This window comes from Streptomyces sp. CRN 30 (assembly GCF_034105845.1).
Window position 1 is genome coordinate 1 of the sequence record NZ_JAVRHI010000114.1, and the last position, 12,608, is coordinate 12,608.

The 12,608-nt window shown below is 73.7% G+C and carries 13 protein-coding genes; 2 read left to right on the top strand and 11 right to left on the bottom strand.

All coding sequences use genetic code 11. From position 1 onward, the window contains the following. The coding region (locus UW392_RS10895) for a response regulator transcription factor (RefSeq protein ID WP_414495923.1) at positions 1-154 on the bottom strand (154 nt) is incomplete at its 3' end. A gap of 226 nt (positions 155-380) precedes the next feature. Between UW392_RS10895 and UW392_RS10900 the strand changes: the two genes are divergently transcribed. Continuing rightward, on the top strand, positions 381-1,643 hold the full coding sequence (locus tag UW392_RS10900; protein WP_320774719.1) for a DUF418 domain-containing protein: 1,263 nt from the start codon (positions 381-383) through the stop codon (positions 1,641-1,643). Between the two features lie 133 nt (positions 1,644-1,776). Here UW392_RS10900 and UW392_RS10905 read toward each other — a convergent pair whose 3' ends face one another. From UW392_RS10905 to UW392_RS10915, 3 genes are all read right to left on the bottom strand, one after another. Next, on the bottom strand, positions 1,777-2,793 hold the full coding sequence (locus UW392_RS10905; RefSeq protein ID WP_320774720.1) for a sporulation protein: 1,017 nt from the start codon (positions 2,791-2,793) through the stop codon (positions 1,777-1,779). Between the two features lie 95 nt (positions 2,794-2,888). Next, on the bottom strand, positions 2,889-3,107 hold the full coding sequence (locus tag UW392_RS10910; RefSeq protein WP_320774721.1) for a hypothetical protein: 219 nt from the start codon (positions 3,105-3,107) through the stop codon (positions 2,889-2,891). Positions 3,108-3,404: 297 nt separating this feature from the next. Beyond that, positions 3,405-4,832, bottom strand: a complete 1,428-nt coding sequence (locus UW392_RS10915) for a serine/threonine-protein kinase (protein WP_320774722.1) — start codon at positions 4,830-4,832, stop codon at positions 3,405-3,407. Positions 4,833-5,352: 520 nt separating this feature from the next. Between UW392_RS10915 and UW392_RS10920 the strand changes: the two genes are divergently transcribed. Continuing rightward, the gene (locus tag UW392_RS10920) at positions 5,353-5,790 is read left to right on the top strand and encodes a hypothetical protein (RefSeq protein ID WP_320774723.1); all 438 of its coding nucleotides are present in this window, start codon (positions 5,353-5,355) and stop codon (positions 5,788-5,790) included. 148 nt (positions 5,791-5,938) lie between these two features. Here the strand turns inward: UW392_RS10920 and UW392_RS10925 are convergent, their stop codons facing one another. The 7 genes from UW392_RS10925 to UW392_RS10955 form a co-directional block, all read right to left on the bottom strand. After that, a complete protein-coding gene (locus UW392_RS10925; protein ID WP_320774724.1) occupies positions 5,939-6,613 on the bottom strand; it encodes an ABC transporter ATP-binding protein in 675 nt (224 codons plus the stop codon). Beyond that, the gene (locus tag UW392_RS10930) at positions 6,606-7,565 is read right to left on the bottom strand and encodes an ABC transporter ATP-binding protein (RefSeq protein ID WP_320774730.1); all 960 of its coding nucleotides are present in this window, start codon (positions 7,563-7,565) and stop codon (positions 6,606-6,608) included. Before UW392_RS10930 ends, UW392_RS10925 begins: the two co-directional genes overlap by 8 nt. 50 nt (positions 7,566-7,615) lie before the next feature. Further along, entirely contained in the window at positions 7,616-8,512 is an 897-nt protein-coding gene (locus tag UW392_RS10935; RefSeq protein WP_320774725.1) for an ABC transporter permease, read from the bottom strand. Further along, positions 8,502-9,470: an ABC transporter permease gene (locus tag UW392_RS10940; protein WP_320774726.1), complete on the bottom strand. Its 969-nt coding sequence runs from the start codon at positions 9,468-9,470 to the stop codon at positions 8,502-8,504. The genes UW392_RS10935 and UW392_RS10940 overlap by 11 nt, the downstream gene beginning before the upstream one ends. Before the next feature lie 32 nt (positions 9,471-9,502). Next, positions 9,503-11,089 (bottom strand): ABC transporter substrate-binding protein, encoded by a 1,587-nt coding sequence (locus UW392_RS10945; protein ID WP_320774727.1) that lies wholly within the window; start codon positions 11,087-11,089, stop codon positions 9,503-9,505. 178 nt (positions 11,090-11,267) lie between these two features. Beyond that, a complete protein-coding gene (locus tag UW392_RS10950) occupies positions 11,268-12,059 on the bottom strand; it encodes a serine protease (RefSeq protein WP_320774728.1) in 792 nt (263 codons plus the stop codon). Positions 12,060-12,367: 308 nt separating this feature from the next. Then, positions 12,368-12,608: helix-turn-helix transcriptional regulator (locus UW392_RS10955; protein WP_320774729.1), on the bottom strand; the 241-nt coding region annotated here is incomplete at its 5' end.

Genomic DNA, 12,608 nt, shown 5'->3' on the forward strand with positions numbered 1-12,608 from the left:
GCAGCACCACGTCCGGCGCGGCCTCCCGCACCGCCCGCACCGCCTCCCCGCCGGGCACCGCCGCCACCACCTCGATGTCCCGCGCGGCCCCCAGGATGTGCCGGAACCCCGTACGGATCAGGGCCTCGTCGTCGACCACCAGTACCCGGATCACTCGTGCTCCGCCCGCTCGTCGCCCGTCCGCGCCGCTCGTCGCCCCGCCCGCCCTCACCTGATGCGTATCACGTCCACGGCCGCGCCCTCGCGCGCCGGGGCGGTTTCCCGCCGGTTCGGCCGGTTCGTCGACCGGCCGACCGGCTGGGCAGGACCAGCCGTTCGGCCGGGTGTCCTCGGAAGGTCGCCGGGTGGGGTGGGCCCCGTCACCGGCGGAGTCTTGTCGCATGACGCACCACGAACTGCCGGTCGTGCCGACGGTGGCGCCGCCCGGACCCGGGACGGGCCGTGCTCCCTCCGGCACACCCCAGACCGGACGGCTGACCGGCATCGACCTGGCCCGCGGACTCGCGGTCCTGGGCATGTACTGCGCCCACGTCGGGCCGGACGCGACGGTCGGCGGGCCCGTCGGCTTCCTGTTCGAGCTGACCCACGGCCGCTCCTCCGCCCTGTTCGCGGTGCTCGCCGGCTTCTCCCTGGTCGTCCTGACCGGCCGGCCGCGGCCCCGGACCGGACGGGCCGGACGGCAGGCGAAGGGCAGGGTGGCCGTCCGCGCCGTCGTGCTGATCGCGCTCGGCTACGCCCTGACCGACCTCGACACCTCGGTCGAGGTCATCCTCGTCTGCTACGGGCTGCTGTTCCTCGCCGTGCTCCCGCTGGCCCGGCTGCGCTCCGGCCAACTGGCGGTCGTCGCCGCCGCCGGTGCGCTCGCCCTGCCCCAGCTGTGGTACGCCGTCCGCATGTCGGCGGAGACGAGCGGCTGGGCGGACACCGTCGTCGCCCTCGACCCGCTGGCCCGCCTCACCGGCACGGACGGCTTCGTCGAGGTGCTGTTCACCGGGTCGTACCCGGCCCTCACCTGGATGCCGTTCATGGTCGCCGGCATGGCGGTGGGCCGCCTCGACCTCGGCCGGCCCGGCGTCCGGCGGCGGCTGGCACTGACCGGCGGCGCGCTCACCGTCCTCGGGTACGGCGGTTCATGGCTGGCCCTGCACCTCGCGGGCCCGGGCGCGCTGCGCGTCATCGGTGCGGCGACGGACGGCGGCCCGGCCACGACGGCCTGGTGGTCGGACGTCGTCGGCACCCCCGTGGACCGGATCCCGCTCGCCTGGCTGCTGGTGGCCGCGCCGCACAGCCAGACGACCCCCTCCGTCCTCGGCGGCACGGGCGTCGCCCTCCTGGTCATCGCCGGATGCCTCGCCGCGGCCGCCCGGCTGCCCCGCCTGACGAGGACGGCCACCCCCCTCAGCGCGGTCGGCCGGACGGCCCTGACCGCGTACGTCCTGCACATCGTCGCCCTGTGGGCCCTGACCGACCTCTGGTACGTGCCCGCGCTGGAGGACGACTCGGGCCTGTCCACGCTGCCGGTCCTGTTCGCCTTCGTCGCGGTCGCCCTGGTGGCGGCGACCGTCTGGACCCGCCGTCACCGGCGCGGTCCCCTGGAACAGGTGCTGCACACCGTCACCGGGGTGGCGACGCGCATCAGATGAGGACGCTTCAGGTGGGGGCATTGGTCCGCCCCCACCGCGGGACGGAGCCGGCCATGGCGTGAGCCGGGCTCCGTGACCCCCCGGGCGGAGGCCGGCCATGGCGTGGGCCGGCCTCCGCCTTCGCGCGTCCGCGTCAGCCTTCCTCGTCCTCGTCGCCCTCGAAGAAGTCGCCGACCTCGTCGACGACCTCGGCCGCGACCATGCCGCCGACGACGCCGACCGCGAGCCCGGCCGCGCCCGCCGCGACGACGGTGCCCATGCCGGGGCCGGAACGGTGACCGTCGTGGTGCTCGTCCTTGCCGTGGCCGTGGTACTCGCCGTGCCCGTGCCCGCCGTACGGGTCGCCGTACCCGTACGCGGTCTGCGCGCCGTAGGACGCGCGGTGCTCGACGAGCTGCCGCACCCAGCCGTCGACGACGCCGTTCCAGTCCTGGTGCTCCACCCCGTCGTGGACGACGGTGAACCGGTTCAGCGCGTCGTGCCCGGCGGAGAGGAATCCACCGCGCTTGTCGGCCTCCAGGACCACCTCCATGCCGCCCGGGTGGGCCAGGAAGGAGACCTCGACCTCGTTCACCTGGTGCGCGTACGCCGGCGCGGGGGTGAGCTCGATCTCCTGGTAGAAGGGCAGTTGCTGGCCGGTGCCACCGATCCGCCCGTACTCCAGGTCGGCCGACCTGAAACCGAAGCCGAGCGCGCCGAACGCCTCCAGGACCGCCTCCTGCACCGGCAGCGGGGCGACGGCGAGCCGGTCGAGGTCACCCTTGTCCTTCGCGCCGGCCACGGCCAGTTCGGTGCGTACCCCGAGCACGATGCCCAGGTCCTGACCGTACAGCTCGGTGATCGGCGTCTCCCACGGCAGCACGACGCTGAACGGGACGCTCTGTTCCGTACCCTCGGCGAGCCGGAAGCCGCCGCCCACGGTGAACCGCTCGAAGGCGACGACGCCCTCGCTCTCACCGTCCTCGTGCTCCGCCTCGACGTGTGCCACCAGCTCCAGCGTGATGTGCTCGATGTCGAAGTCGGCGCTGCCGCCCTTGAGATGGACCTGACCCGTCAGCGGGCCGCCGGGCCGGACCGCCCCGGCGTCGAGGACCGTGTCGACCGTGGGGCCGCCCACGCCGAGCGAGCCGAGCAGTCGTTTGAACACCATCGTGGCGTCCACTCCTTAAACGTGCGTGTGGTTCATGAAGATGATGCCGCACGCCCCCGAAGGGGCGTGCGGCATCACCGCACCGCGTCGGCCTGCTACTTGGCCGAGTCGAGCGCGGCGAGCGCCTGCGCCCAGCGGACGTACTTCAGCTCGGCGAGGTCCGCCACGGTCTCCACCCCGAAGGCCTCCCGCAGCAGTTCGCCGTCCCGGTCGGAGACCCCCTTGAGCGCCCCCACCGGGGCGGCCAGGATCTCGGGCAGGCTCTTGTCGGCCCATGCCTTGTCCAGCACCTTGTCCAGGTCGATCGCAGCCATGTGTGTCGTCTCCAGGGGGAAGGGGAGAGGGGGACCGGCCGGTTCCGCGGCGGCCCTTTCTACAAGCGAGTAGAAGCATAGGGCTGCCGGATGCCGCGCGGAGCGTGGTCCGGGCGGGTGCGGCGGGAAAGGCCGAAAACGGCCGTTCGCGCAGCCGGGAACCGCGGCGGAGGGACCCGCGGGGACGGACGCGAACGGCGCCGGACCGTCCGCGCGGACGGTCCGGCGCCGTGCAGTGGCCGTTCGAGGGCCGTGCAGGGGCCGTTCAAGGGCCGGGAGTAGCGGGTGGCCGCCGGATCACGCCTCGTTCTCGTCGGGCTCGTTCTCGTCCGGTTCTTCCTCGTCCGGCTCGTCCTCGTCCTCCTGCTGCTCGGAGCCCGTCTCACGGGCGGTCTCCGTCTGCTGCGGAGTGCCGCCGGGGGACGTCTCGCCGGCCGGCGGCGGCGCGTCGGCCGACGACGAGCCCTGCTCCGGCGCGGGCCCCGAGCCCGAGCCTGTGCCCGTGCCGTAGCCGGAACCCGAGCCCGAGCCCGAGCCCGAGCCCGAGCCGGATCCGGTGTCGGACCCGGTGTCCGCCCCGGTGTCGTCGGTGGTGCCGGGCGAGGCGGACGGGGAGGGGGAGGAACTGGTCGACGAGTCGCCCGACCCGGGAGTCTCCGCCACGCTCTCGTCGGACGAGAACAACGTCATGCCGAGGAACACCGCGGCCACGAAGAGCACGGCGCCGGCGACGGCGGCCACCACACGCGGCCGGCTCGTGACGAACTCCCGCACGCCGGGCCGTCGTGCGGCCCGCCCCCGGCCCGTGCGGTTCGCGGCCCCGCCGGCCACCGGCAGCTTGTAGGTGGTCGGGGGGCCGGTCTCGCCGAGCGGACGGGAGCCCGGTACGGGAGCGGTGCCCGGGGTGCCGGTGGGAGCCGCCATGGGGGCGGTCGTGGGAGCGGCGGCGGGGAGCGGCTCGGCGCGGCCCTGCCAGGAGCCGGCCGCGAACCACTCGGCCGCCTGCTCGGCCGTCGGCCGGTCCTGCGGCTGCTTGTTGAGCAGGCTCAGCAGGTAGTTCTCGAAGGCGGGCGGGATCGCGACGCCCAGCTCGCGGGGCGGTACGGGGGTGGCGTCGAGGTGCTGGTGGAGGATGCCGACCGCGCTGTCGGCCTCGTAGGGCGGGCGGCCGGTGAGGAGCTGGTAGAGCAGGCAGCCCAGCGAGTACACGTCGGAGGCCGGGCCCGCGGTCTCGCCCAGGGCGCGTTCGGGGGCGATGTACAGGCTCGTGCCCACGATGTGCCCGGTGGCGGTCAGCGCGGCACCGGGGTCGTCGAGGAAGCGGGCGATGCCGAAGTCGCCGATCTTCAGGGTGCCGTGGGCGTCCAGGAGGAGGTTGGCGGGCTTGATGTCCCGGTGGACGATGCCCTGCCGGTGGGCGGCGGCCAGTCCGGCGGCCGCCTCGGCGGCGATGCGGGCCACGCGCTCGGCGGGCAGGGTGCCCGAGTCGGCGAGGAGGCCGGCCAGGCTGTCCCCGTCGACCAGCTCCATCACCAGGTAGAGGCGGTCCTCCTGCTCGCCGAAGTCGAGGACGCCGACCACGTTGGGGTGGTTGAGCCGGCCGGCGGTCTGGGCCTCCAGCCGGAACCGCGAGGCCGCCGTGGCGTCGGCGCCCTGGTTGAGCAGGAGCTTGACCGCCACCGGTCTGCCGAGGGTCTCGTCGTAGGCGCGCCAGACCTCCCCCATCGCGCCTCGACCGATCGGATCATGCAGCTGGTAACGGCCGGCTATCAGCACCTGTGTCTCATCCTCATGCCACACCACAAGACCATTTCGTCTGCCGCAGGCGTGACGCACCTCGTGGGGACGGTGACGGTGGGGATGCCGCAGCCTCACCAGCCTACCCGTGCCCCGGTGGTAACAGATCAACCGGTCCCGCTACCCGCTCGGGTCCAGCCGAAACCGCCCCGCCGGGCCGCGCCCGCGGTACCCCGTTCGGGGCACGTCCTGGCGTCCCGTGCCAGGAGTGTTTTTCATACTGCCGTTCCGGTGATCGTCGGTGGCCCGGAATATGCGAGGCGTGAACCCGCTAAATGGCCGCTCGGGAAACGGGAAAGAATACACAGAATCAGCGGCCGTGCTATCCCTGTCGACATTCGGGATCATGTGTTCTATTGCTTGTGTGCCGGTGTGCCTGTCAGATTGTGGAACTCCCCGGCGCGAGCGACCGGGTTTCCCTTTTCCCGCACCCTTTTCGGAGGTCACCATGAAAAACACGCTGCGCCGGATGTCCGGTGTCCTGCTCGGTACGGCGGCGCTGACCGCCGGCACGTTCGCCGGCACCGCCCAGGCAGGGCAGACGCCGCACCGCGACGTCGTCCCGGTGACCATGGAGGCGTACCAGGGCAAGGTCCTGGTGCTGTCCCGCCAGCTCTGGAACCACCGCGCGGACGTCAACCGCAGCGACAACGGCGCCCCCGTGCCCGGGCTGCGGGTGGTCTTCACCACGGCCGGCAGCGAGGAGTTCCTCTGTGACGCCTTCACCGATGCCAACGGCACGGCCACCTGTGACACCAACCTGCCGTCCGGCCTGGAGGTCGCCAACAGCGTGGCCAATGGGTACGAGGCCCATTTCCACGGCGACGGCACCTACGCCCCCGCCGCCGCGGACGGTACCTATGGCGTCGGCGTCGGCGACATCTGACCGGCACGGGCCGCCGGTTCCGACCGGGTGAACGAGCGCGGCCGCGGGACGACGAGTCCCGCGGCCGCGTTTCGATGTGCCGGCGGCCGGAGTGAATACCGTAAGCAGGCGAGGAAGGGGAAAGTCGCCGCATCCCCCGCGTGCTCCATTACGGCGCGGACCATTCCCCGCGGGTCACCTCGTCCCAGTGCACCGTCCGGTCGCACCAGCGGTGCAGCAGGGTCCGGTCGTGGCCGACGGCGAGGAGGCCGGCGCCGGTGGCGGCGCGGTACTCCTCGACGACCGCGACCAGCGCGGCGGTGGTGGAGGCGTCGAGCATCGCGGTCATCTCGTCGCACACCAGCCAGCGCGGGCGCAGCACCAGGGCGCGGGCGAGGCAGGCGCGCTGCAGCTGGCCGTCGCTGACCTCGTGCGGCCGTCTGCCCAGCAGCTCCGGCGTCAGGCCGACGGCCTCGGTCAGCTCGGCCACCCGGGTGGCTACGTCCTCACGGCGGCCGGTGGCCCGCAACGGCTCGGCGATCAGGTCGGTGAGCCGCAGCCGGGGGTCCGCCGAGAGGCGGGGCTGCTGGAAGACGACCCCGACGGCGGTGCGCTGCTCGCGCGGGGCACGGTGCCGCCAGCGCCGTACGGGCGTGCCGTCGAGCAGCAGGGTGCCGGAGTCGGGGCGGTGCAGCAGGGTCGCGACCCGGGCGAGGGTGGACTTGCCGCAGCCACTGGGGCCGAGCAGCCCCACGGCCTCGCCGGGCGTGACGGTCAGGGAGGCGTCGCGGACGACCGGGGCCTTCCGGTCGTACCCGGCGGTGATGGCGCGCAGCTCAAGCACGGGCGTCCTCCGGGAGCGGCGCGTCGGCACCCGCGACGGGGTGGTGGCAGGCGAGGCCGTCGGTCAGGGGCGGCAGGGCGGCGCAGGCGGCGGACGCCCGGGCGCAGCGTGGGGCGAAGGCACAGCCCCCGGGGAGGTCGCCCAGTTCCGGGGGCATGCCGGGGATCGGGGTGAAGGCGCGGTCGGGCAGGGCCTGGAGCAGGCCGCGGCTGTAGGGGTGGCGGGGGCCGGGGGAGCCGAAGAAGGCACGGGCGTCGGCCAGTTCGACGATGCGGCCCGCGTACATCACGGCGACCCGGTCGGCGATGCGCTCCGCCGCCGCCAGGTCGTGGGTGATCATCAGCAGGCCCCGCCCGCTTCCGTCACCCGCCTCGGCGTCCGCGGCGGCGTTGTCGACGTGCCGCCGCAACTCGTCCACCGTGCGGTCCACCAGGTCGCGGTCGAGCCCGGTGGTCGGTTCGTCGGCGAGCAGCAGGGGCGCGTCGCCGACGAGGGCGAGGGCGGTGGCGGCGCGCTGGGCGAGGCCGCCGGAGAGCTCGTGCGGATGGCGGTCGAGGTGGTCCGCGGGGAAGGCGGCGCGCTCGGCGGCGGCCCGCGCCGCGTCCCGTACGGCGGCCCGGCCCCGTACCCCGGTCAGCGCGGCGACCGTCTCCTCGGTCTGCGAGCGGACGGTGCGCACGGGGGTGAGGTGCGCGGCGGGGCTCTGCGGGACGAGGCCGATCAGGCGGCCCCGCACTTCGCGGCTGAGCGTCCGCTCGTCGGCGGAGACCAGGTCCAGGTCGCCGAGGTACGCCTCGCCCGCGCTCCGGGCGTTGGCGGGGAGCAGGCCGAGGAGGGCGGAGGCGAGGACGGACTTGCCGCAGCCGCTCTCGCCGATCAGGGCCAGGCATTCGCCGGGCGCCACGTCGAAGTGGACGTCGGTGACGGCGGCGATGCGGCGCCCACCGGGCATGAGGAAGCGCACCGACAGTCCGCGCACCGACAGTACGGGAGGTCGCCCGTTCACAGCATGAGCTCCGATCGGCGCCGTGGATTGATCCGTTCCCGCCAGGCCCCGGCGAGGCCGGCGATGGCGAGGGTCGGGACGATGATGAAGAGGCCGGGGAAGAGGGTCGGCCACCAGTGCCCGGCGAGCAGTGAACTCCGTGCTCCCTGGACCAGGTTGCCGAGACTCGCCATGTGGGTGGGCAGGCCGAGTCCGAGGAAGGACAGGGCCGACTCGTGCCACATGGCGTGCGGCACCATCAGCACCGCGGCGAGCGCGGCCTGCGGCGCCACGGCGGGCACCAGGTGCCGTACCGCGACCCGCCGCCGGGAGGCGCCCCCGGAGACGGCGGCGTCGATGTACGGCCGGGAGCGCAGCGAGAGCACCTCGGCGCGCACGATGCGGGCGGTGGACAGCCAGTGGGTGGCGGCGACGGAGACCGCCACCGGCCAGACACCCGGCCGGAACAGGGCGACGACGAAGATGCCCATCAGCAGGTGCGGCACGGACGACAGGGTGTCGACCACCCGCATCACGCACCGGTCGAACCAGCCGCCCAGCGCTCCGGCGGCGGCCCCGACGGCGGTGCCCACCACGGCCGCCACGAGCGCCGCCACCAGGCCGACGACCAGGGACACCCGCAGCCCGTACACACAGCGCAGCAGCAGGTCCCGGCCGAGGTCGTCGGTGCCGAAGGGGTGGGCCCAGCTCGGGGGCCGCAGCTTGGCGGCCAGGTCGACGGCCTGCTGGTCGAGCTGGACCAGCGGCGGGACGAGGAGCACCGCGAGGACGGTCAGGGCGACCAGCGCGGCGGAGACCCGCACCCGCACCGTGCGGGTGGAGCGGCGCCGGGTGCCGTAGGAGCGCCAGACGGCCTGCTGCGCGGCGGGAGCGGCGGGAACGTCACATGTCACTGAACTTCACCCTCGGGTCGAACAGTCCGTAGAGCAGGTCCGCCAGCAGGTTGCCGCCCAGGACGGCGGCGGTGGCCAGCACGGTCAGCGCGGCGAGCAGCGGGAAGTCGACGGCGGTGGCCGCCTCCACGGTGGCCGCGGCGATGCCCGGCCAGCTGAACACGGTCTCCACCAGCAGGGCGCCGGTGATGAGTTCGGGCACGCGGGACCCGATCAGGGTGAGCACCGGCAGCAGGCCGGAGCGCAGCGCGTGGCCGAGCAGGACGGTGCGCTCGCTCAGCCCGCGGGCGCGGGCGCCGCGCACCGGGTCCTCCGCCAGGGCGTCGCCGACGCCCTGGCGGACGTACAGGACGAACCAGGGGAGCTGGGAGACGGCCAGTACACCGGCGGGCAGCACGAGGTGGCTCGCCACCTGCCCCGCCGTGACCTGCTCGCTGGCCGTGTCGGTGAGGCCGCCGGCCGGGAGCACGCCCAGCTGGAGCGCGAAGAGCCAGACGGCGAGCAGGGCGAGCCAGAAGGTCGGCGCGGCCTCCAGGGTGTACGACAGCGAGGTCACCACCCGGTCCAGCGCCGATCCGGGGCGGCGGGCGGCGAGCACGCCGAGCGCCGTGCCGATCAGCACGGCCGCCGTGGCGGCGACCGCGCACAGCAGCGCCGACCAGACGACGCGCTCGCCGATGACCTGGGCCACCGGCTGCCGCATCACGGTGGAGTGACCGAGGCCGCCGGTGGACGCGGAGGCCAGCCACTCCCACCAGCGGGTGGTGAAGGGCTCGTCCGCGCCCAGGTTGTCGCGGAGCCGGTCCAGGGTCTCCTGGTCGGCGCCGAGGGCGGCGGTGCCCGCGTACGCCTGGACGGGATCGAAGGGGGAGGCGGCGGCGATCGCGAACACGCCGAAGGTGACGACGAGGAGGACGGGGGCGGCGAACAGCAGCCGCCGCCCCGCCAGGCGCGCCATCGCTCCCCAGGGCAGGAACCGGGGGCGGGCGCTCACTTCTTGGGCTGCCAGTTCTCCAGGTTCCACCAGGGGCCGCTGGCGAAGCCGTGCTCGTGCGGTTCGAGCTGTGTGGTCAGCCCGTTCCAGCGGTCGGCGAGCACGTAGCTGTGGTCCACGTGGGTGAGGTAGGTGGTGCCGGGGTCCTTCACCAGTTCGCGCTGGACCGTGTCGTAGGCGGCCTCGCGGTCCGCCCGGTCCTGGCTGCGGCGGCCGGTGTCGAGCGCCTCGTCCACCGCCGGGTTGTCGTAACGGCCCATGTTGTTGTAGCCGTTGCCGGCGAGGGAGGAGTGCAGCGTGCGGTAGAGGGTGAAGTCGGGGTCGCCCGTGCTGCCGCCGCCCGCGAGGACCGCGTCCTCGCCCATCCGTGGCTGGATGACCTCCCAGGTGGCGCTCTCCACCTTCACCTCGATGCCGGCCTTCTTGGCGTCGGAGGCGTAGGCGAGGGCGTGGTCCTGGCGGAGCTTGTCACCCGCGGGGTAGAGGAGGGTGAAGGACGCCCGCTGCCCGTCCTTGGCGCGGACGCCGTCCCGGCCGGCCTTCCAGCCGGCCCGGTCCAGGATGTCCTTCGCCCCGGCCAGGTCCTGCTCGCGCTCGATGCCCTCGGCGAACCAGGCGTCGTCGGTGGGCAGCGGCCCGTACGCCGGGCGGCCCGCGCCGTAGAGGATCCGCTCGACCATGGCCTCACGGTCCACCGCGGCGTCCAGGGCCCGCCGGATCGCGCGGTCGCCCGTGACCTCGTCGCCCGTGGGGAGGGTGACGGCGCGGAAGTCGTAGGTCTTCGCGTCGTACCGCACCTTGCCCTCGTCGTCGTCGAAGGTGGCTGCGAGGTTGGGCGGGAGGACCGCGCCGTCGAGGTCGCCGGAGCGCAGCCGGGTGGCGCGCACGTCGTCGTCCTCGACGATCGCCATGGTCACCTTCTTCACCTCCGGTGCGCCGCCCCAGTAGTCGGGGTTGGCCTCGAAGGTGAGCTTCTCGCCCTTGGTCCAGCCGGTGAGGACGTACGGCCCGGTGCCGACCGGCTCCGTGTTGAACGCGCCGGTGTTGGGGTCCTGTCCGCCGACGATGTGCTCGGGGACGATGGGCAGCGTCGTGCGCCCGGCGAACGGCGCGTACGGGTACTTGAGGGTGAAGACGACCGTGTCGTCGCCGTCCGCCCGTACCTCCTCGATGGCGTCGAGTTCGTTGCGGAAGGTGTTGTTGGTCTTCGGGTCGAGGGCGGTCCGGTAGGTGAAGACGACGTCGTCGACGGTCAGCGGTTCGCCGTCGCTGAACTCCACGCCCTCCCGCAGGCGGAAGGTGTACGTGCGGCCGTCGTCGCCGACCTCGGGCAGCGCGGTCGCGAGCGCGGGGGTCAGCCGCTGGTCGGCGTCGCGGGCGAGCAGCCCGTCGAAGATCTTCGAAGCGCCGCTGTTGCCGTAGCCGAGCAGCGGACTGAGCGTGTCCGGCTCGTTGGCCACGCCGATCACGACGGAGTCGGCGGCCCCACCGCCCTCCGTGCCGCCGCCCGGCGCCGAGCAGGCGGCGATCCCGCCGATCACCGCCGCCGTCGCGGCGGCTCTCCGTATCCGTCGGACCGTCATGACCTCACACCCCTGTGTCCCCTGTTGCTGTGTATGCGCTGTTGCATATTAGTTGCAGGTGGGGTCACGGGTGTAGAGGGCATATGGAAGGGGGCGTTGCGGGCCGCTCGTGGTCGGCCCGCAACGCCCCCGGCACCGGCCCGGGGCGTCGCCCCGGGAGTCGGGTGGTGACGAGGTGTCAGGAGTTGATCTGCTGGGTGACGAGGTTCGAGAAGGTCGTCAGCCGGGTGTAGACGCCCGGGTAACCGGCGTACGCGCAGCCGTTGCCCCAGGAGACGATGCCCGCCAGCACGCCGTTGATCATCAGGGGGCCGCCGCTGTCGCCCTGGCAGGTGTCCACGCCGCCGGAGGTGTAGCCGGCGCACACCATGTCGCTCGCCTTGTAGGACGAGCCGTAGGACGAGGAGCAACTGGAGTCCGAGACGGTCGGAACGGTCGCCGTGCGCAGCTGGTTGGAGGAACTGCCGCCCGAGGAGGTGGTACCCCAGCCGAGGATGCGGGTGGTGGTGCCGGCCGCGTACACACCGGTCTGCGAGGCCGAGACGTACGGCGCCGTCGCGTACGGCAGCGAGCTCGACAGGGTCAGCACCGCCACGTCGTAGCCGCGGGTGGCCGACGTGTAGCTCGGGTGGATCCATATGCGGCTGACCTGCGCGACCGTGCCGTCGGTGCCGTTGCGGTAGGTACGGCCGCCGACGACACGGGTGTTGCTGGTGGATCTGCCGACCATGCAGTGGGCGGCCGTGACGACCTTGTTGGGCGCGACCAGGGTGCCGCCGCAGAACTGGGACTGCGCGGCGCTGGTGATCTGCATGACGTACGGGTACGCGCTCGCGGTGGTGGTCTGGCCGCCGACGATGGGCTGGGGAGCGGCGGCGGCCGAGGGGGCGCCCAGCAGGGCGGCCGCAGCGGCGGCGGCGGTCGCGACGGCGGCGACGGCGGTCTTCTTGGCACGGTTGAACCCGAACACGGGATCTCCGATCATGGGGGGTTGCCGGTGGGGGTCGCGCGGGTGGGGGTGGTGCACGGAACCGGCGGCGCCCCTTCGGAAAGGGGGGAGAAGGGGGAGGCGCTCGTTCCGTGTGCCCTGGCGAGCGGCACGTGCTCACGCTAGGGACGGCACGCGTCGGCCCCAAGGGGGGATGCCCCTAGCTGAGTCGAGGAGGGAAAACCCTCGATGACCCCATGCCCGGTTTGAAGCCGGACCGACCCCGCCCGGTCCCGGGAACACCCACGGGCCGTCCTCCCGGGAGGCCGGCCCGAACGCCTCGTAGGGGTTCAGTCCGTACGGTGTCCCGCCGCGAGCCGTACGATGTCCACCCGCGACCGGATCCCCAACTTCCGGTACACCCGGGTGAGGGTCGCCTCGACCGTCTTGACGCTGATGAACAGCCGCCCGGCGATCTCCCGGTTGGTCGCGCCCTCCATCACCAGCTCGGCGACCCGGCGTTCCGTCGCGGCGAGGACCGCCAGCGCGACCGGCGCGACCGGCGCGGCCGGCGCGCTCGGCGCGGCGGGC

Excerpts from the sequence above, each read along its gene's own strand:
- UW392_RS10900 (WP_320774719.1), top strand. The coding sequence starts at position 381 with ATGACGCACCACGAACTGCCGGTCGTGCCGACGGTGGCGCCGCCCGGA.
- UW392_RS10905 (WP_320774720.1), bottom strand. The coding sequence starts at position 2,793 with ATGGTGTTCAAACGACTGCTCGGCTCGCTCGGCGTGGGCGGCCCCACG.
- UW392_RS10910 (WP_320774721.1), bottom strand. The coding sequence starts at position 3,107 with ATGGCTGCGATCGACCTGGACAAGGTGCTGGACAAGGCATGGGCCGAC.
- UW392_RS10915 (WP_320774722.1), bottom strand. The coding sequence starts at position 4,832 with ATGGGGGAGGTCTGGCGCGCCTACGACGAGACCCTCGGCAGACCGGTG.
- UW392_RS10920 (WP_320774723.1), top strand. The coding sequence starts at position 5,353 with ATGAAAAACACGCTGCGCCGGATGTCCGGTGTCCTGCTCGGTACGGCG.
- UW392_RS10930 (WP_320774730.1), bottom strand. The coding sequence starts at position 7,565 with ATGCCCGGTGGGCGCCGCATCGCCGCCGTCACCGACGTCCACTTCGAC.
- UW392_RS10940 (WP_320774726.1), bottom strand. The coding sequence starts at position 9,470 with ATGGCGCGCCTGGCGGGGCGGCGGCTGCTGTTCGCCGCCCCCGTCCTC.
- UW392_RS10945 (WP_320774727.1), bottom strand. The coding sequence starts at position 11,089 with ATGACGGTCCGACGGATACGGAGAGCCGCCGCGACGGCGGCGGTGATC.